At 47.6% G+C, this 19,798-nt stretch carries 16 protein-coding genes; 6 read left to right on the forward strand and 10 right to left on the reverse strand.

Annotated elements, in window-relative coordinates; all coding sequences use genetic code 11:
• The 3 genes from OXH00_01875 to OXH00_01885 all read left to right on the forward strand — a co-directional run.
• A partial coding sequence (locus tag OXH00_01875; protein ID MCY3739748.1) for an efflux RND transporter permease subunit occupies window positions 1-2,620 on the forward strand: 2,620 nt, incomplete at its 5' end.
• 117 nt (window positions 2,621-2,737) lie between these two features.
• A complete protein-coding gene (locus tag OXH00_01880; GenBank protein ID MCY3739749.1) occupies window positions 2,738-5,968 on the forward strand; it encodes an efflux RND transporter permease subunit in 3,231 nt (1,076 codons plus the stop codon).
• 64 nt (window positions 5,969-6,032) lie between these two features.
• Window positions 6,033-6,992 carry a Gfo/Idh/MocA family oxidoreductase gene (locus OXH00_01885; GenBank protein MCY3739750.1) on the forward strand — a complete coding sequence of 320 codons (960 nt, stop codon included), beginning with the start codon at window positions 6,033-6,035 and terminating at the stop codon, window positions 6,990-6,992.
• A gap of 8 nt (window positions 6,993-7,000) precedes the next feature.
• Here the strand turns inward: OXH00_01885 and OXH00_01890 are convergent, their stop codons facing one another.
• From OXH00_01890 to rfaE2, 4 genes are all read right to left on the reverse strand, one after another.
• Window positions 7,001-7,492: a hypothetical protein gene (locus OXH00_01890; protein MCY3739751.1), complete on the reverse strand. Its 492-nt coding sequence runs from the start codon at window positions 7,490-7,492 to the stop codon at window positions 7,001-7,003.
• The gene (locus tag OXH00_01895; protein ID MCY3739752.1) at window positions 7,485-8,960 is read right to left on the reverse strand and encodes an AAA family ATPase; all 1,476 of its coding nucleotides are present in this window, start codon (window positions 8,958-8,960) and stop codon (window positions 7,485-7,487) included. The genes OXH00_01890 and OXH00_01895 overlap by 8 nt, the downstream gene beginning before the upstream one ends.
• A 65-nt stretch (window positions 8,961-9,025) precedes the next feature.
• A complete protein-coding gene (locus OXH00_01900; GenBank protein MCY3739753.1) occupies window positions 9,026-10,396 on the reverse strand; it encodes a glycosyl hydrolase in 1,371 nt (456 codons plus the stop codon).
• 127 nt (window positions 10,397-10,523) lie between these two features.
• Window positions 10,524-11,024: a D-glycero-beta-D-manno-heptose 1-phosphate adenylyltransferase gene (gene rfaE2 / locus OXH00_01905; protein MCY3739754.1), complete on the reverse strand. Its 501-nt coding sequence runs from the start codon at window positions 11,022-11,024 to the stop codon at window positions 10,524-10,526.
• 191 nt (window positions 11,025-11,215) lie between these two features.
• On the opposite strand from rfaE2, the gene OXH00_01910 reads away from it, so the two are divergent.
• On the forward strand, window positions 11,216-12,376 hold the full coding sequence (locus tag OXH00_01910) for a GTP-binding protein (GenBank protein ID MCY3739755.1): 1,161 nt from the start codon (window positions 11,216-11,218) through the stop codon (window positions 12,374-12,376).
• 350 nt (window positions 12,377-12,726) lie between these two features.
• On the opposite strand, the gene hisA is transcribed toward OXH00_01910, so the two are convergent.
• From hisA to OXH00_01925, 3 genes are all read right to left on the reverse strand, one after another.
• Window positions 12,727-13,431: a 1-(5-phosphoribosyl)-5-[(5-phosphoribosylamino)methylideneamino]imidazole-4-carboxamide isomerase gene (hisA, locus tag OXH00_01915; GenBank protein MCY3739756.1), complete on the reverse strand. Its 705-nt coding sequence runs from the start codon at window positions 13,429-13,431 to the stop codon at window positions 12,727-12,729.
• Window positions 13,432-13,477: 46 nt separating this feature from the next.
• Window positions 13,478-14,377, reverse strand: coding sequence for a sugar ABC transporter permease (locus OXH00_01920; protein MCY3739757.1), 900 nt, complete (start codon window positions 14,375-14,377; stop codon window positions 13,478-13,480).
• Window positions 14,378-14,484: 107 nt separating this feature from the next.
• On the reverse strand, window positions 14,485-15,843 hold the full coding sequence (locus OXH00_01925) for a sugar ABC transporter substrate-binding protein (GenBank protein ID MCY3739758.1): 1,359 nt from the start codon (window positions 15,841-15,843) through the stop codon (window positions 14,485-14,487).
• Window positions 15,844-16,016: 173 nt separating this feature from the next.
• On the opposite strand from OXH00_01925, the gene OXH00_01930 reads away from it, so the two are divergent.
• Window positions 16,017-16,331, forward strand: a complete 315-nt coding sequence (locus OXH00_01930; protein ID MCY3739759.1) for a zinc ribbon domain-containing protein — start codon at window positions 16,017-16,019, stop codon at window positions 16,329-16,331.
• Between the two features lie 50 nt (window positions 16,332-16,381).
• Complete coding sequence (locus OXH00_01935) at window positions 16,382-17,329, forward strand: cation diffusion facilitator family transporter (protein ID MCY3739760.1); 948 nt, start codon at window positions 16,382-16,384, stop codon at window positions 17,327-17,329.
• A gap of 41 nt (window positions 17,330-17,370) precedes the next feature.
• On the opposite strand, the gene OXH00_01940 is transcribed toward OXH00_01935, so the two are convergent.
• From OXH00_01940 to OXH00_01950, 3 genes are all read right to left on the reverse strand, one after another.
• Window positions 17,371-17,913 carry a hypothetical protein gene (locus tag OXH00_01940; GenBank protein ID MCY3739761.1) on the reverse strand — a complete coding sequence of 181 codons (543 nt, stop codon included), beginning with the start codon at window positions 17,911-17,913 and terminating at the stop codon, window positions 17,371-17,373.
• A 53-nt stretch (window positions 17,914-17,966) separates the two neighbouring features.
• Complete coding sequence (locus OXH00_01945; GenBank protein ID MCY3739762.1) at window positions 17,967-19,004, reverse strand: Gfo/Idh/MocA family oxidoreductase; 1,038 nt, start codon at window positions 19,002-19,004, stop codon at window positions 17,967-17,969.
• 555 nt (window positions 19,005-19,559) lie between these two features.
• On the reverse strand, window positions 19,560-19,742 hold the full coding sequence (locus OXH00_01950; GenBank protein ID MCY3739763.1) for a hypothetical protein: 183 nt from the start codon (window positions 19,740-19,742) through the stop codon (window positions 19,560-19,562).
• Window positions 19,743-19,798 lie beyond the last annotated feature (56 nt).

Below are 19,798 nucleotides of genomic sequence, written 5' to 3' on the forward strand. Positions count from 1 at the left end.
AGGAGTTATCACAGCACTTCGTGCAAGCAATTTGAATCTGCCTGCTGGCACGATGGAACTCGGAAATACAGAGTTCATGGTCCGCACGATGGGCGAATTTTCAAATCCAGACACCATAGGCGAAACTATCATCGCCGTTCAACCCACAGGCACCCCACTCCGCCTTAGCGATGTCGCAACTGTCTTAGACACTTATGAAGAAGCGCGAACCTTATCACGAATCAGTGGAAAACCTTCTATCAGTTTGAGTGTCCAAAAAAAGACGGAGGGTAACACGATCGCGTTAGTTGCCGTGCTCCGCGAATTAGTTGAAAAACGGAAAATCGACCTTCCCGAAGGTGCCGAATTGACAGCAGTTAACGACTACTCTGTTATTCTAAAGGAACGGTTAGGCATTCTGGAGACGAATGCTATTTTCGGTTTGATTCTCGTTGTGCTGATGCTTCTTCTCTTTATTGGTTGGCGAAATGCAGTGTTCGCTGCACTCGGGATACCGGTTGCGTTTATGGCGACCTTCTGGTTCATGTCTGTCGCGGGTTATACACTCAGCGGCGTCTCCCTGTTTGGACTCATCTTGGTCGTCGGGATTGTCGTTGACGACGCTATTGTCGTCATAGAAAATATCTATCGGCACCTTGAGACAGGGGAATCCCCAAAAGTTGCCGCTATTCGCGGCGCGCAAGAAGTGGGTTGGCCGGTTATCGCCGCAAGTTTGACGACAATCTGCGCATTCGGTCCCCTGATGTTCATGTCCGGTGTATCCGGTCAGTTTATGCGGATCGTTCCGATCATGGCAATTCTCGTCCTGATCGCATCCCTCTTTGAAGTCTTCGTAATTTTGCCTGCACACGTCTCTGAATGGGGAAAAGCCAAACTGCCGGAAGGACGTAGTAGGTTTGATCCCATCCGCCGCCGATCTCAGAGTGCTTTCACTCTAAGTGCCCGAATTACAGGTTTCTTTGTGTGGTTCGCCACCTTTTTTGACCTCATACGGAACCGATATGTTAGGATCCTAAAAGTAACAATCCGATATCGGTATGCTTTTGTTGGAAGTGTCCTTCTCATCGGTTTGATCGCGTGCGTTGGCGCATTTTTGGTTCTCGACAAAGAACTTTTCCCGGGCGAAGATTTTCCGCAATTCTACGTCAAAGCCGAAATGCCGCCTTCCTACGGCATGCAAGAGACGACCGCTGTCATAGCACAAATTGAAGCAGCTGCGAAGACCCTTCCATCAAGTGAAGTCGCTGCGATTGTCAGTAATATCGGTATACATACACCGACTTCAGGACTGCTGGAAGGTGTTACTTATGGCTCCAATTTTGGTGAGGTCATCATTGAACTCACCCCCAAACGGCAACGGACCCGCGGCGTAGATGAAATCATTGCCTCAATGCGAAAGGAAACAGCAACTGTTAGCGGGATAGAACAACTGAATTACATTACGCAAGAAGGTGGCCCTCCACAAGGGCAAGACGTGGAAGTCAAGGTAAAGGGGCCCCGATTTGAGCAATTGACAGCACTCGCTGAAGTCCTGAAAACCACTCTCACTCAAATGGATGGTGTTTACGACATCCGAGATGATTTTCGCACTGGCAAATCTGAACTCCGTATCTATCTGAAGCCTGAGAAAGCTTATCAATACGGGTTAACAACATTCCAAATTGCACAAACGGTTCGCACGGCTATTGAAGGTGCCAAAGCCACCACCTACCGTGAAGCAGATGAAGCGATTGATGTCGTCGTCAAATACGAGGAAGATAGCCTAAAAAACATCGCGGAACTCAACAATCTATTGATTGCAACCCCTACGGGTGCTATTGTCCCGCTCAAAGATGTCGCCGACATTACAGAGGAGAAAGGGTATTCTGATATCCGTCGATTCGATGGGGAGCGGGCGATTACGGTTTCCGCATCCGTAGATAGACAGAAAACAACGCCTTTCAAAGTGAATCAGGCGTTAATCAGCACATTCGCCAATGTGGAAACTTTGTACCCAGGATACCAACTCGATTTTCGAGGACTTTTCGATGAGATTCGAGATTCTTTTGCGGAATTGTGGAAACTGTTTATCGTCGGTCTGCTGTTAATCTATGTCGTGTTGGGTGCACAATTTAAGTCGTTTATCCAACCGATTATTATTATGTTTGCCGTTCCGTTCGGTATGATAGGCGCGATGTTTGGACTACTCCTTTCTAATGCCACACTTAGTATGGTCGCCATGTTTGGTATCGTTGCACTCTCTGGGATTGTCGTCAACGATTCGATTGTGCTCATCGACTTCATCAACAAATACCGAGAACGCGGTTACAATAAGTGGTACGCCATCCTGAAAGGTGGAAGTATCCGCTTGCGTCCGATTATCTTAACATCACTCACAACAATCTTCGGACTCATTCCGATGGCAGTTGGTCTCGGTGGTAAATCGCCTATATGGATGCCGATGGCGTACACCATCATCTTCGGACTCTCCTTCGCAACCACGATGACGCTGTTTGTTATGCCTGCGCTCTATGCAATCACAACAGACCTACGCGGTCTCGTCCTGAAAAACCCAGAAGAACGGTTCCAAATCGTTTCAGATGAAGACCTGTTGGGTGCCGCGGTACCAGCTGACGATTGAGAAATGATAAGGCGAGGTTTTCGGACCTCGTCTTATACAATTTTTGCCTTTTTGAGATGAAATGTCTGTAGGTAAAACCCTAAATCCCAAGATCCCACACAATAAAATTCGATCACCATGTCCATCCCCAAAATATCCGTGAATAACCCCGTTTTAGCGAATCTCCTGATGATTATAATCATCGTTTTTGGGTTGTACGCATGGATGAATCTACCGCGGGAACTCACTCCAGAAGTCTCAGTACAGAGCGCAGTTGTGACAACGCTATACCCAGGAGCCTCCCCAGAAGAAGTCGAGATGCTTGTCACTGCTCCTATTGAAGATGCTATTGAGGAGAACGTCAACAAAGTTGACCTATTGTTTTCTACCTCTTCAGAAGGACGTTCTGTTATCTTTGTCGATTTTGAGGAGATAAGCAACCGGGATTTTGACAAGGAACTTGAAAACATACGCACCGCTGTTGAGCAGGTAAATGAGTTGCCAGAGGAGATCTTAGATGATCCGAGGGTCGAAGAATTTGATAGCTCATTTGGTTTTCCTATTTTGACGATTGTTGTAGGTGGAAATATTGCGGAAACGCAGATGCGGAATATTGCTGAGAATCTCAAAGATGAAATCTCGGACCTCAAAAACATTGCCTCTGTCGGAATGGCAGGTCTCCGTGAGAGGGAAATATGGATTGAGGTGAACCCTGATCGATTGAAGGCATACCGACTCCCAATTTCAGCGGTTATTACCGCGCTCGGAACAAACAACTTGAATCTCCCCGCCGGCACAATGGAACTGGGTGGGACAGAATTCATGATCCGAACGATGGGAGAATTCACCGATTTGGACACTATTGGCGAAACTCTCATCACTGCTCAGCCGACAGGGACACTTCTCCGCCTGAAAGATGTGGCAACAATCTCTGACACCTACGAGGAGGTGCGAACGCTATCGCGAATTGATGGCCAACCTTCGATTAGCCTGAGTGTGCAAAAGAAGACTGAGGGAAACACAATTGCATTAGTTGCTAAACTTCGAGAATTAGTCGACAATCGGAGAACGTCCCTCCCTGAAGGTGCTGAGTTGACGGTTGTTAATGACTATTCCGTTGTTCTCAAAGAACGATTAGGAATTCTTGAAACAAATGCGTTTTTCGGTTTGGTGCTTGTTGTACTAATGCTCCTTCTCTTTATTGGATGGCGGAATGCCCTATTTGCGGCACTCGGCATACCGGTCGCCTTCATGGCAACATTTTGGTTTATGTCCATTGCTGGTTATACGCTCAGCGGTGTCTCCCTGTTTGGGCTTATTTTAGTCGTAGGGATTGTCGTTGATGATGCTATTGTTGTCATGGAAAACATCTATCGGCATATTGAGTCTGGAGTATCTCCAAAAGTTGCCGCTATCCGCGGTGCAGAAGAGGTCGGTTGGCCCGTTGTAGCGGCAAGCCTGACGACAATCTGTGCTTTTGGACCGTTGATGTTTATGTCTGGTGTTACTGGACAGTTTATGCGGATCGTGCCGGTTATGGCAATTCTGGTGTTGATAGCTTCTCTTTTTGAAGTCTTTGTAATTTTACCAGCACACGTCGCTGAATGGGGGAGAACCAAAATTCGCACAGGACGCAGTAGGCTTGAAAATCTCCGAACCGAGTCTCCGAGGGGTTTCACCCTCGGTGTCCGCATTGTCGGCTTTTTCGTATGGTTTGCCTTGTTTTTTGAATTAATTCGGAACCGATATGTTAGAATCCTGAAAATAACCATTCGACACCGATATGCGTTTGTAGGTGGTATCCTCTTCTTCGGATTGGTTGCATGTATCGGGGCATTTTTTGTGCTTGACAGGGAACTCTTCCCTGGTGAAGAGTTCCCACAATTTTATGTCAAAGCCGAGATGCCACCTTCCTACGGAATACAGGAAACAACAGAAGTAATTGTCCAAATTGAAGAGATGGCTAAAAGACTTCCATCGACTGAAGTTGATGCGGTCGTCAGCAATGTCGGTTTACACACATTTATGTCAGGTTTGGTAAGAAAAAGTGTTACCTACGGCTCAAATTTAGGAGAGGTAATCGTCGAACTCACACCAAAGCAAGAGCGCACCCGAGGTGTGGATGAGATCATCGCAGAACTACGGACGAAAACCGCTACAATTAGTGGAATTGAGCGACTGAGTTTCGCCACACAGGACGGGGGGGCACCACAAGTAGCAGATGTGCGAGTCAAAGTAAAAGGACCGAGATTTGAGAATCTGACTGAACTCGCTGGCGTTCTTAAGACAGCCCTATCTCAGATAGATGGCGTTTACGATATCCAAGATGACTTCAGCATCGGAAAATCTGAACTCCGCATCTACTTGAATCAGGAGAAAGCATATCAATATGGATTAACCACGTTTCAGGTTGCCCAAACCGTTCGTACTGCTTTGGAGGGGGCTAAAGCCACAACTTATCGTGAAGCAGACGAAGCGATTGATGTCATTGTCAAATATGAGGAAGATGCCCTTACAAATCTCGCGAAGCTTAATAATCTCTTGATTACAACACCCACTGGTGCTATTGTCCCACTCAAGGATGTTGCAAATATCGTGATGGAAAAGGGGTACGCAGATATCCATCGGTTTGACGGTGAGCGAGCAATCACGGTTTATGCATCCGTAGATAAAGAAAAGACGACTGCCTTTAAAGTGAATCAATCGCTCATCAGTGCATTTGCTGGCATAGAATCTTTGTATCCGGGATACCAACTCGATTTTCGAGGGGTTTTTGATGAAATTACAGAATCCTTTTCCGAGTTGTGGAAGTTGTTCATTGTTGGGCTGTTGCTAATCTATGTGGTATTGGGTGCACAATTCAGGTCATTTATACAACCGATTATCATTATGTTTGCTGTTCCGTTTGGTATGATCGGTGCGATGGTCGGACTCCTACTTTCCCATGCGACACTTAGCGTCGTCGCTATGTTTGGTATCGTTGCCCTTTCCGGGATTGTGGTGAACGATTCAATTGTGCTTATCGACTTCATTAACAAGTACCGAGAAAAGGGATATAACAAGTGGTACGCTATTCTGAAAGGCGGTAGTCTCCGATTGCGTCCAATTGTTCTCACCACGATGACGACGATTTTCGGACTCATTCCGATGGCAATCGGGTTAGGTGGCAAGTCGCCTATCTGGATGCCGATGGCGTATACAATCATCTTCGGGCTTGCGCTCGCAACCACAATGACGCTGTTTGTGATGCCTGCACTCTACGCGATTACGACAGACCTACGCGGACTTCTCTTGAGAGATCCAGAAGAACGATTCCGAACCGTTTCAGATGAAGAACTATTGGGTAACGCAGTCCCAGCAGATGATTAACCGAGGACGTAGGGTCAGATACTCTACCTTACTTCCGTATTTTAACAAAAAATAGGAAATTGATATGAAAATCACCTTTATTGGCGTTGGTGGTATTGCTGGAAGCTACCGCCGAAGCCTTAATCAACTTGAACGTCCGATTGCAGCGGTCTGTGATATAAATGCTGAACGTGCAGCGGCTATCGCTGAAGACGAAGATGCAACAGCATACACCGCCCACACTGAGATGCTACAGAAGGAGAAACCCGATGTCGTGTTTACCTGTATCCCACCCGGTGCACACACGACACAGGTTGCCGATGCAGCAGCGTCAGGGGCGGCAGTTTTCGTTGCCAAACCCGTTGCACAAGACTTGGAAACTGCTCAACATGCCAGTGATGCAATTGCTTCCGCAGGTGTTATCAATCAAGTCGGTTATATGGCGCGGTATAGCGATATTACGGCGAAAGCGAAGGAATTAGTCGGCGATCAGAAACTTACCATGGGGATTGGGCGGTTTCTCACAAGAATGGGTGCGAACCATCCTTGGTGGGGGAAGTATGAGGTATCCCGCGGACAGATGGTAGAGCAGACGACCCACGTCTTTGACCTCATCCGCTACTTCCTCGGCGATGTTGACAGTGTTCAGGCTTACGGTATCAAAAATGTTTCCGACGGGATTGCCGATTTTGAGGAGTGCACTGTTTGCAACATGCAGTTTGAGAGTGGCGCTGTAGGCAGCATTACCAGTACCTGTGTTGCCCGCGCACACGAGAATTTCGCGACTGAACTCGTAGGCGATGATCTCTACCTCAAACTCACGCACGATTCTGGATTGCGCGGTCAAATTAGCGGTGAAGGCGTTGACTACACTGGCACGGAAGCGGGTTATTTCCGGCAGGTTGAACAGTTCATCAGTGCTGTTGATGCGAACGATCAGGGACTGGTGCTTGCTTCCTATGCTGATGCTGTGAAGAGCCTTGCTGTCACCCTCGCTGCGAACCGTTCACTGGAGACAGGACAAGTTGAGGAGGTTATCGCTTAAAGTTAATCTTATCCAAACAGCACGCCTGCCAAATTTCGCGGTCTGCCACAACGACCTGTCAGAATTTGCAACCACTTGCCGTGGACGAATACTTTCAGTTGCCTTGCTCCTTTAGGATTCGTCCACTTAACACCTCGACCTTCAAATAGAACAGGTGTATAGATAATTTGTGCACGGATTGAAACTGGCGCGATTTGCGCAATAAATTTCAGACTGTTTTCCGTCTTTTCAATTACGTCTGATTCAACGGCTCTCCCACGCTTGAGTTCGATCGCAGCTGCAACGAGATTGCTTTCAACAGGATGAATGAAGAAGAGAAGTCGGTCACACCGTTTTTCTGTCCTTCCTCGCATGTCAAATTCATGCTCCAGATTTACAACTACCCGTTCAGACGGCACCTCAGCCATGTCAACGTTGCATCCTTCTCCACTACACGAATTGATCAGACTACTTTCATTGAAAAGCACTCGGAATTCACCAAGAACCCTACTCTCATGCACGCTCGCTGTCACCTTTCGTTTCTTCAAGTCTATTTTGGAGACGTGCAGAACGGTTGTAGAGATCTTCAGCCACGTCTAAATATTCCATAGGTTCCACTCCGTTGATACGGTCATACGGAATTTCCTCCACCTTTCCACTCTTTTGAAAATGCCAAACGCCGACCTGTTCTTTCTGAAGAGAAGTCGGTAGTTCGCTAACCCTTTTTCCAGCGTTCTCAAGCTCTCCTACGCGCATCAGATTCCCAATTTCCTGAAGCAACCAATCACTGTGTGTTGTTATGATCACCCTAACCCCTGCCTGGACTAAGCGAGCGAGAATGACCGCCATATCCGCTTGAGCACCGGGATGTAGGTGTGCTTCCGGTTCCTCGATAATAAGTGTATCACCAGGGTTAATGAGACCTCGGAGAAATAACACCAGAGGAGCAAGTTCAGATACCATTGACGAAGCTTCGCTTAAACGTATATCCTCTTCTATACCTTGTGGACGGTAGTAGAAACCTGGATACCCACTTGGTGAGAGTTTTAGGAGTATTCGTCCAGCAAGCACTTCGGATTCTAGTGTTTCTGCAAGGCACTTCATTTCGTCATTGGAAACGCTACCCTCTTCATAAAGAATAACCCTTTCCATAAAGTCTGCTATCGCGCCTGACATAGTGGGAACCTCGGGGAAACGTTCCAAGCCTACGCGGGTGGTCCGCTTCACAAGTGAACTTGCGATAATGCGATGGCTTTGCATAATACCACTACGAGCGGCAGGTAAGTAAAACCTATTGGGGACCAGAGGACGCCTAAAATCTACTATGTAAACTCTATTATCATCAACGCTTAATTTCCCGTAAGCCGACCACTCTTTAGGAAGGAGAACTGTGTCGTCATAATCCGGGCTATCAAGAGAGATTGAATTATACAGGCTAACTTCTGACTCAGAAGCCTTCATCTTGATGTTCAAATATTCTTGACCTCTTTCACTGATTCTCAACAAAACCTTTATCTCATTACGCTGTTCTCCAGTCAACCGCATTAATTCTGAAACAGCATTCAGATCAAAGCAATTTTTGAGTTCATCCCGCAATTCTTGCCTAAAAAAACCTGTATCTTTGATACTAATCCCTAATTTTTGGCGAATCTCCTCGGAAAAATCCGACAATTTAAAAGACCTATCTATCACATTTAATTTGTTAAGTATCTCCTGAATTTCTCCCTTTGACGTAGTGAGACCGGTTAAAAGTACACTTAATATTTCCATAACTCCATACTGAAAAGGAGAAAAAAGATTTGAATGAAATAAACCGCTAAAGGCCCCATGCAAAGCATACACCAACGTAGCAAAATAGGTCTTCCCAGTGTTACTGGGACCAACAAATACCGTCAGCGGACGCAAATCAATATTCGCTTCAGCAATGGGACCGAAATTCTCAACAGCGATTTCAACCTTTGGACCCTGTGTATCTTTGACTTCGCTCATCGTTGTCTCCCCTAATCCGGTTTACATTGTAGGCGTGCTTGCAATGCGCGCCTACCACATACACGTTAGAAAAACGTCAGATATGGCTTATTATTTATTTCTCGCCATAATAGGACTGCGAGTTCGCGGGCGTGATAATCTCCCCACATGGATGCCTCTCCGCATGGAATCTTTCGACCCTCTGGTACATGGTCCCATCCATTTGGACGGTGATACACTGAGTGCAACAGCAACCCTTGATGTGAATCAGACGCGGACAAATACGGTTCGGCGAAAAGCGTCTTGGCAACGGTTAAGCCTGCTTGATAATAGGAATCACCTGCCTCTGTTTCACCGTGCTTCTTGAGGTAGTTACCGAGCCGAATCAATCCTTGCGCTGCAATCGCTGCGGCGGAACTGTCCACCGGTTCAAGATCGTTATACGGATCCGCAGGGACTGCCAAATAATCACCGAGTTCCGTTAAACCGGGGGCACCGGTATCCCAATACGGAATTCCATCTTGCGCTGTGTTCTCAATATAGAAATCGGCGGTGGCTTCCGCTGCTTTGCGCATGTGTGTTGTTGCTAAACCATACCCACCGAAAGGTTCAAGATCATCTTCCGTTAGCGTATCAAAGAACTCAAGCTGCTCTGCATAGCCAGTAATAATCCATGCTAATCCACGCGTCCACGTCGTAAACGGCGAATACCCCTGCTGCGTGCTTGGGCAGCGGTAGTTCCCATCATTCGTATTGAAGATCGATTCATGCACCACCCGTCCACGTAGATCGTAAGCGTCGCGTCCTTCGCCGTAGTAGACGTTATAAGCTGCTGTCGTCTGCGAATGCTGGAGCAGGCGTTCCAATAGATTAACAGCAACATCACCTTCATCCATCAGCACAGCACCGAGGGTATGCCCGAGTCCTAAAACCCGCAGAGAACGGATCGTGTCTGAAAAGAGCGAATGAGGTCCGTTGAAAGATGCGATATATCCTGTCCCATCTTTAATTTGGGTCCACCGACTCGCTTGTACGGCAGCGGAGGCTTTGAGTGCGAGCTCATAGAAGTGCATCTCGTTAACGTCCGACGGAATGACGCCTTCTCGCATGAGGCGACGGAGATTGCCATAAGTTGAGACGTTGTTAAACCCGTGATCATGTACACCAATGTGTGTGACATGTGGTGCCATCTTCTCAATCGTATTCCGTCTGCCGATCTCAAGAAACTGTTCATCACCCGTGGCATCAAACTGGAGGATGGCAGAGCCGAATTGGAACCCTTGTGTCCACTCGGTCCAGCCGCGTGTCGTGTAGGTGCCAGCGACGGTAAAGACAGGTGTGCCTTTTTCAGGGGGCCACGTATCCTCAACGGCTAAAATCTTTTGACCTGAGTATTCAAAAAGTCGCTCAAGCTGAGGCTTCAGGTCGATGGGTTGTAATGAATCGTTTATCTGCATTGGACTATGATTGCCTCCTCAGTTAGATTGTTGGGTTTCGCTATGTCTATTTCTATGAATAGATCATTGAAAAAGGTATTTTCCTGATAGATTTGAGGTTTCTTGGTCATTCACCGCTCTACCCAACCTACGATGGTGACTGTGTGTCTTTATATCGTTCACATATCACTTCAATGAGATTGGTTGTGGACTTACCGGGGACGTTTAGACCGACGACAACTTTGCCGCCGTTTGCCTCAACAACTTCTCTCTCAACGAGTTGTTCCAGTTTATAGTCGCCACCTTTAACATGAATACTCGGTTTGAGTTCGGAGAGCAGGCCAATCGGTGTCAACTCTGGAAAGATGACAACGTAATCAACGCATTCCAGCCCTGCAAGCATCTCTGCGCGCTCCGTTTCAGGTACAAGTGGACGATTTTCACCCTTGAGCTGCCGTACCGAATGATCACTATTGACCGCTACTACGAGCAGGTCTCCGAGTTGGCGCGCCGCTTGAAGATACCGGAGATGTCCCAAATGTAAAACATCAAAACAACCGTTGGTCGTGACAACGATCTTACCTTCAGTTTTCAGGTGTTGAAGACAGGATGCGAGTTCGCTACGATGATAGATTTTTTGGCTTAACATTTTTCTATTTCTGATAGAAGTTGTCTCGTGTTCGTCAATTGTAGATTTCAAAACGTTAATAGTCTATCACGCATTGGACTGTTTGACAAGTTTTTCCGCTCACATAATCACATTGTTGTTCAATTCTCGACTCTATGCTATAATGAAATGGAAATTGCAGTAACAAAATTAGGACCATTAGGAGACAGGAAATGACAGAGAAAAAACAGAATACGCATCGTAGACTGCCGATCTGTACCCTCGGTGCGGATGGACACGGTAAAACAACATTGACAGCGGCGATAGCGAAAGTCGTCTCAAGAATCGGAGCGATTCACACCGATGGTGACAGCAATTTTGAAGCGCAACCGCCTATTAACCACCCAATCCGAGAAGGGGTCGGCATTACCTACCGCAGGATAGCCTACGAAACCAGCGGCAAACTTTATACACAAATTGACTGCGAAACACATCTTGATGTTGTCAAAATGTTAATCAGTGGCTCACCGGCAATTCAGGGCGGGATCTGGGTCGTGAATGCAGTTGAGGGGATCACACCTGATTCCCAAGCGCAACTCTACCTTGCACACCAGATGCACATGCCGAGAGTCCTTCCTTTTCTCAATACAGGTGGTATTTCAAAAGATGACGAACTTTTGGACATCTGTCTACAGGAGATGGATGAACTACTGAACGAATGTGGATGGGGAGAAGAGAGTGCATCAATAACTATTGGGGACGCACTTAAAGCATTAGACTACAAAGGCAATAGCATCACCTCCGCGCAATGGCAGCCAATTGTCGATCTGGTCTTCGCGATGAACCGCACAATGCCAGCACCTATAAATACTAAGCACTTGCCGCTTATCATGCCAATCCATGAAATCATCGAAGAAACAAAGGATCAGGTATCCGTACATGGTGAGATTGTACAGGGGCAACTCGCCGTTGGTCAAGCGGTAGATATTGTCGGTAAAGGCGATAGGATTAAGACGCGGGTCCTCAGCACAAAGGAGAATGAAGTGTCCGTTGAATCGGAACCGGATTGGTTGTCTGTCGGGCAAGTGCTTTGTCCACCAAAGACAATCAAATCACATTCCGAATTTATTGCACTCATCTATCTGCTGACACACGAAGAGAGCGGCACACATATCCCACTCATCGAAAACGACAGACCCGACATCTACCTCTGGGGCATTGATATGCCAGCGCACCTAAAACTCCCATCTGGACTTTCCCTTATTACGCCGGGGGATTATGCCCACGTCACGCTCACACTCGACTTACCGTTAGCAATGGAAGTAGGCACCCGATTTGAGGTGAAAAAGATGGGTTCGCGGATTGGTCTCGGTGTTGTGACGGGTGTGGAGTGATCCGCGGTTTTAAGCAATAGTAAATAGTAATCTCTCAGTTTTTTCGGTAGGTGCCGATGCCGAGCTCGTAGGGGCGGGGTTTCCCCGCCCGTCATTGATGTAAAATGGGCATATTTAATATTCAAACTTGCTTAAGCAATATTAAATAATAATCTCTCAGTTTTTTCGGTAGGTGCCAATGCCGAGCTCGTAGGGGCGGGGTTTCCCCGCCCGTCATTGATGTAAAATGGGCATATTTAATATTCAAACTTGCTTATGAAACTGAAATAAATATTTCGGTAATTCGGGGTTACAAACCCCTCCTACAAGTGGAACAGATTCGGGCGTACAAACCCTCCCAGATTACCAATTTAACCTGCGGCAATTGCGTCTTGTAGTGCAAGATCACCGGTATATAGCGCCCGTCCTATAATCGCACCGCTGGCACCGATCTGTTTCAAAGCGGTCACGTCAGTGAGCGACGTGACACCGCCTGAAGCGATCACATTCGCAGGGACAGCATCAATAATATCCGCTGTTGCGTCAACATTCGGTCCCTTGAGCATACCGTCGCTTTTGATGTCGGTGTAAATAAATGTTTGCACGTCTGTCATCTCTTGTGCGAATTCAACTGCAGGTTTCTGAGAGACTTCCAACCAGCCTTCTGTAGCAACCAGACCGTCTTTCGCGTCAATGCCGACAGCGATGCACTCGCCATACTTGGCACACGCCTGCTTCACTAAATCCGGTTGTTTGAGAGCAACCGTGCCTAAAATCGCACGATCTACGCCCAACGCCAAAACCGCTGCCAACTGTTCCATGCTACGGATACCGCCACCAAGTTGAACGGGTATATCAAGTGCATCCACAATCTCGCTGACGATATGGAGGTTCGCCGATTCACCTTGAAACGCACCGTCTAAATCCACGAGGTGTAAGTATTCCGCACCCTCGGCTTGCCAGCGTCGCGCCATCTCTACAGGCGCGTCCGAAAAGACGGTCTCCTGTGAGGCGATACCCTGTACCAAATTTACACATTTTCCACCGCGAAGATCTATTGCAGGTAATATTTGCAAAGTCTTTCCTTTCCGCAGTTGACGGCACAACGGAGTGTGCCTACTACTATTCATCCCGGAAGATACCGAGCAATTTCAATTGTACGATTGAGATAACAGCAATAATGAAAAAGAGCACCCAGCCGATTGTCGCCGCATAGCCGAGACGCATGAACTGAAAACCGTTTTTATAGAGATACATCACGATCGTTGACCCCGCATCCGCAGGTTCACCCCCGTTTGTCAAAATGAATGGAAGATCAAAGAGTTGAAGCGATCCAATCATAGACACGACGACAACGAAGGCTATCACAGGTCGTAGCGAAGGCAGCGTGATATGGACGAACGCCTGCCACCAGTTCGCACCGTCAACCGCTGCCGCTTCGTATAACTCCTGTCGGATCCCTTGTAGACCCGCCAAGAAATAGATCATGTTGAACCCTGCCCACTGCCAAACGCCTGTCAGGATAACAGCAGGCATCACGTAATTCTCCTCGTTTAGCCAACCGATCTCCTTCCCAAAGAGGACGAATTCTTGGTTGACCAAGCCTGCACGCTGGTCGTAGACAAGATTAAAGATAATCGCAACGAAGACACCGGCAACCAGTACCGGCGCAAAAAAGGCGAGTCTCAGGACATTTTTCCCCTTGACGAACTTGGAGTTGAGTAGAATCGCCAGCAATAAAGCAATCGGCAATTGGAGTATGAGCGTACCTACAGCAAAATAGGCGGTATTCCGAAGTGATTTCCAAAAGATAGGATCGCGGAACAGGTCTGTGAAGTTACCGAAACCGACAAATATCCGGCTTTGGAACCCACGCATCTCATAGAGACTCATCACAAGGGACGAAATAAGCGGATACCCCATAAAGACGAGAAATAATATGTAAAACGGCGCGATAAAGAGATAGGGCGCAATTTTCTGCTGTTGATTCCAAAATAGGTTCTTTGTTCGTTTCGTTTGCATAAATACTTTCTTTATCGTAAAATCCTACATGCAGCGGGTATTTCACCTATCCGATGCGGTTACAAACCGCACCTAACGGGTCTGGAAAAACGGGCATCGCTAAAGCGTTACATCTCTCCCCATCTACCTCTATCTTTTCCCATAAGGGTGCGCACCTTCTCGGCGAGGTCTGTTAACGCCTCCCTCGGTGTCTGTTTTTCTGTTACTGCAGCAAAGATCGCATCGTTGAGCAGGTCCGCTCCCTCTGACCAGTAAGGGTTCTGATAGCGTGGCGGTAAATCCGGAGCGAGTTGAATAAATAACTCGCCAAGCGGTTGCCCGCCCAAGTAAACATCAGGTTCCTTGAAGACAGGGGCATCCCATGCGGACTTGAGAGGCGGGATAATCCGTGTCGTCTCATACCGATTGACGAGACCGGATCTATCAAAATAGGTAAACTTGAGCAGTTCCCATGCGCGGTCAGGGTTTTTGGACTGCTTCGTAATCCCGACCATCGTGCCACCGCGCGTCGTCGTCCGTCTGCCCCCGGGATGCCACGCTGGCATACCAATCGCCTTCCACTTGCCAGACATCTGCGGCACCTGACTTTTGAGGATACCGACGTACCAATCGGGTGCGAGAATAGAGAGAATCTTACCGTCCTGCATCGCGGCGAAGTTGCTCGGGTCACCGTGCCATGTCCCGTATACGGGTGTCGCGATTTTATGTTCGTTGAAGAGTGCTGTGAAAAATTCTAAGGTCTCAATGGCGAGTTCACTGTCAATAATAACGTTGCCTTCCTCGTCAAAAAAACCACCCCCCTGTTGGAGGAGCAAACTAAAATAATCGCTTTCTGTCCGCCGATCTAACACAATCGCGTACTGATCAACCTCACCATCGCCATCAAGATCGCGCGTCGCTTTTTTCCCAGCAGCGATGAAGTCATCCCACGTTTCAACCGCCGTCATCTCAACACCTGACGCTTTAAAGAGGTCGTCCCGGTAAAGAAGCACCACAGGGTGCAGATCGTGCGGGATGCCGTAAATCCGTCCTCGGTAGGACCACGGTGTGAACCGACTGACGACCAACTTGTCCATCCACCCCTCGTTTTCTAAACGCGGACGCAGATCAACAAATCCGACCTCGTCGATTGCCCCTTTGAGAAACCGACCGATGGATGTAATTTCCACCTCAACGAGATCCGGGGCACCAAAATTGGATAGCATGGCAGCGAGGAGTTTATCGTGCATCGTGCCACCGAAATTGATGAGCCGGACGTTGACTCCCGGATTTTGTGCCTCAAAAATCGGGACGCGTGGCTGGTATTCTTCGTAGTGCGTGTTTGCAAAAATCCAAAACTCCAGATCTTCACCCTGTTCCTCGGAACGTCCAAAGATGAAAAGCGTGGAGATGAGAAAGAGCACCAACATTACCATCGGTCCCTTACCGAGCGGGAAACTTTCAGCATCAATCGGGAGACGAAACATAAAAACTCCAGTTTACAAAAATTGACTTGACTTTTACACTTGTAACGATTAAAATTTATCAGAATACACGCTTTTTATCAACCAACTTTTTAGTCCGACGTAGAAATCGTAAGGAATCGCGAGCACAACTCGCTCCTACATCAAAAGAAAACAAAAAAGGAGGAAAACTGAGCATGCCCACATACGACTATAAGTGTCTCGCGTGTGATGTCCGATTCGAGAAGTTTCAAGGCATCACGGCACCCGCACTTGAGGAATGTCCTGAGTGCGGCGGGAAAGTGAAACGGCTCATCGGGGCAGGGGCAGGTCTGATTTTCAAAGGATCAGGATTTTATGCTACCGATTACCGAAGTGACGGTTACAAAGAATCAGCGAAGAAAGATAAAGACGGGGCGTCGGATAAAAGTTCATCAGACAAAAGCGAGAAAAAAGAAAAGAAAACCGATACAAGTAAGGAATCAAAGCGAAAGTCTACCGACTCCGACTAAACGAAAACAGTCATAGGACCTTGGTCCCGTTCCGCTTATAGGGAGACACTTTGCATAACCACAACCACCAGCATCATCACCATCACGGCGAAGCGCACGAGCATAGCCATCAGACCCATCTACAGAAGAAATTCAAGTTTGCTGTGCTTATCACATTTTGCGTCTTCCTTGGCGAACTCATCGGCGGCATCTGGTCGGGGAGCCTTGCGCTGCTCAGTGATGCGGCACATGTGTTTTCGGATGTGGCTTCGCTTCTTATCAGCTGGTTAGCGATCTATCTCTCCACACGTCCTGCCACCTCTTCCCGGACCTATGGGTATCATCGCGCCGAAGTCTTCGCTGCTTTCGTGAACGGCGTGTCCCTCATAGCAATCTCCGGTTGGATTTTCTATGAAGCCTATCAAAGATACATGTCACCAACAGAGATAAAAGTGACTGGAATGTTTATTGTGGCGTGTCTCGGCCTTGTCGGAAATTTGCTCATCTTATGGAAGCTGCACGGTGAGAGTCACGGAAACCTCAACGTCCGAAGCGCAATGCTCCATGTAATCGGGGATACACTCTCCTCCGTTGCTGTCGTCATCGGAGGCGCGATTATTTTTTGGACAGGGTGGTCTCCGATTGATGCAATCTTGAGTTTCCTTATCGGTGGGATTATTCTCTTCGGTGCTGTAAATGTGACGAGAGAGGCGGTGCATATTCTGCTCGAAAATTCACCACGAAATGCAGACGCCGACACCGTCGCCACACATCTCCGTAGTTTAGAACCGGTCAAAGATATCCACGACCTGCACATCTGGTCGCTATGCTCCAACTATTGTGCGCTGAGTGCCCATGTTGTGGTTGACGAAAACACTACCTTAGCACCCGATCGCATTCTTGAACAGATCAACGGTGAATTGCAAGCACATTTCGGCATCAGCCACACCACGCTGCAGTTAGAACAAGTCGCCTGCGAACAAGCCGGAAATCTCCTGTGCAATGCGCAACATTCGTAGGGCCCATCTATAGCATCAAGGTTACAAACCCCTCCGACAGTTCAACCGTGCGCTGCCTTTAAGCGATGCGCTTTCCGAATTAGGTTAGCATCCTTCGCAAACTTTTGCGTCGCCTGAACGAGTCCATCTACGTGCGAAACCATATCCTTCTCTACTTGCACTATACGATCAATCAGATAAGGTTGATCGCTCTGCTCAATCGCTTTTCGCATGATAGAGAGCAGGTGCATATAGATCGTATCGGCTTCACTGCCCTCAATCGCAATCGCAATCGCAAAGGCTTCATCCAGTGAAATCTCTCCGCTATCTACCTTCCGCTCATGCACATCCAACGCGTCGGTAATTTGCTGAACGGGGACATCCGATAACTCCGTTACGGGCGAATCAATTCCGAAGGCATCAACGCATAAAGAACGTCCGAAATCCACAAGGATATAGTGCTGCCACTCTTCGGTGCTCATCTGCTCCCAAAAGCGTGCGATCCGCTCGTCAACGCTTCCCAAACGTAATGAGAGCGCAGCATAAAGTTTTGCTTGTCGCAGTTCAATATCTTGGCAAAGATTAAAAAGCTCTCCTAATGTCAAGTGTTCCTCCCTTCCCAAAGTAGTAGGCACACGCCGTTGCGCCGTAACCGACGCTAAACATGAAGCGGCAAAGTAATCGCTGTCCCGGACTGCATACTCCGCGTGACTGCCTCCGTAAACTCCATATACTTCACACCCGTGTCAAAATCCGTATGCGTAATCACCTCATTACCACGGATAGCGTTCACAAATTCTTCCTCCACGCGCCATCCACCAGCCTCTGTATCCGGTATATCAATTTCGCTCAGTTCGGCATCGCCATTCTGACCGCCGTAGAGTTTATTTCCTGAAAAGCGTAAAGTTCCGTTGCTTCCAAAGACATAAACCTCCGGTGCCCCTGCCAACCCTGCCACAGTAGAGACCTGTATATGCAGCTGCGCACCACATGCGAGATCCCCAATAACATCAATATGTTCAGGAATCCGAACGGCACGCATCACGCCATTAGCATCCGAACGCATCTTGACGAACGTCTTACCCATCGCCATAATCTGTGTCGCTTCTCCGACCCAACGCATCAACGCTTCATACCAAATGCCCATGCTCATGATGTTAAGTCCACTGAGATCAAAATCTTGCCGCCACTGGAGCGGTGATTCGCTGTCCAGAAATGCTCCGCCTGCGCGTGCTTCAATAGCGAGCACATCCCCGATATAGCCTTCCGCGATGAGTCGTTTTATGGTGTTATCCACCCTTAGCGTCATTGGCGAAGGGACAATCTGCGCGATGAGATGTGTTTTTTGACACGATGCTATGCGCATGATATGTGCTTCTTTGGCGTTCATTGCCATCCGTGCTTCGCACATCACGTGCTTATCTGCCCGAAGTGCTCCTACGGTTGCCTGGCAGTGCATATAGGGCCATGTCCCGATGACAATCGCATTCGTATCTGGATCCGCGATAGCGTCCTGCCAATTGCCGTAGGTTTTCGGAATACCGAACGCATCCGCCACCCGTTGTGAAGATTCCTGACTCCGATTGCAGACCCCAATAATCTCAACACCTTCGATCGCTTGCAATCCCGGAATATGCCGTGATCTCGTATTCCCACCCGCACCGATGATACCGACTTTAACTGTTTCTTGTGCCACTGAATTTGCTCCTTCCATTTTTTGTCTCGCGTCATCTATCTTAGCAGAAGTTCAGGGAAATGTCAAGAAGTTTTCAGTTTTCCTTTCATGGGTGTGTAAATATTTTGTCAATTGTTGTCAGCGTTTCTATGAAAGTTATGAAATTTCACAGTAAGGATCTTAAAAATCTGTATAAGGACCGCCACGGAGTCAGGTGGGGCATAAGTTTTCACGGTATTGTGAATCCTGTTATTTTTTTCATACCTGTGAAATTAGGGTTTTAGGGTTCTGGTAGTTTTGCTTACAAACTTAGTGGTGGTATGTGTTTACGGGTGTTTCTATTTTTGGCACTTAGAACGAGTTACTGTGAATTTTTTGTTGATTCGTCTAAGGTTATCGGATTGTTGTTTTCCTGCCTGTTGTTACCTTGTTAGGATGTGATCCGCTGCACATTGGATGGCGGAGTTTATACTATTATTACATAACTAAAAAAAGTTATTATGTGTTATGTATATTAAAAAGAGAAGGAAATGCCTACTGCTTTTTTATCGAACAAGAAAAGTGACTTGGCAATGCTTAGGAGGTAGGCATTTTGGGTTCCTTGCTGCGAGATGTGCAGAAATCGGCGTATTTCACGCCTTGTTTCATTCGCTTTTTCTGTCGCCGCATCATGAATTCCATATAGGTTTCCAAGTCCCCGAAGATAGAGACGAGACGTGCTTTGGCTTGTCGAATGTCTTCCACTGGATCCTTACACATTAGAGTCCTTCCATATGTTTATAGATTGTTCGTAGAGATGCTTGGCGTGTTGGTTC

The sequence above is a fragment of the Candidatus Poribacteria bacterium genome (assembly GCA_026706025.1).
GTDB lineage: Bacteria > Poribacteria > WGA-4E > WGA-4E > WGA-3G > WGA-3G.

Bases quoted from the DNA above. Each gene is read 5' to 3' on its own strand.
- OXH00_01925 (MCY3739758.1), bottom strand. From the start codon at position 15,843: ATGTTTCGTCTCCCGATTGATGCTGAAAGTTTCCCGCTCGGTAAGGGA.
- OXH00_01910 (MCY3739755.1), top strand. From the start codon at position 11,216: ATGACAGAGAAAAAACAGAATACGCATCGTAGACTGCCGATCTGTACC.
- OXH00_01950 (MCY3739763.1), bottom strand. From the start codon at position 19,742: ATGTGTAAGGATCCAGTGGAAGACATTCGACAAGCCAAAGCACGTCTC.
- OXH00_01900 (MCY3739753.1), bottom strand. From the start codon at position 10,396: ATGCAGATAAACGATTCATTACAACCCATCGACCTGAAGCCTCAGCTT.
- OXH00_01920 (MCY3739757.1), bottom strand. From the start codon at position 14,377: ATGCAAACGAAACGAACAAAGAACCTATTTTGGAATCAACAGCAGAAA.
- OXH00_01895 (MCY3739752.1), bottom strand. From the start codon at position 8,960: ATGAGCGAAGTCAAAGATACACAGGGTCCAAAGGTTGAAATCGCTGTT.
- rfaE2 (MCY3739754.1), bottom strand. From the start codon at position 11,024: ATGTTAAGCCAAAAAATCTATCATCGTAGCGAACTCGCATCCTGTCTT.
- OXH00_01880 (MCY3739749.1), top strand. From the start codon at position 2,738: ATGTCCATCCCCAAAATATCCGTGAATAACCCCGTTTTAGCGAATCTC.
- OXH00_01930 (MCY3739759.1), top strand. From the start codon at position 16,017: ATGCCCACATACGACTATAAGTGTCTCGCGTGTGATGTCCGATTCGAG.
- OXH00_01885 (MCY3739750.1), top strand. From the start codon at position 6,033: ATGAAAATCACCTTTATTGGCGTTGGTGGTATTGCTGGAAGCTACCGC.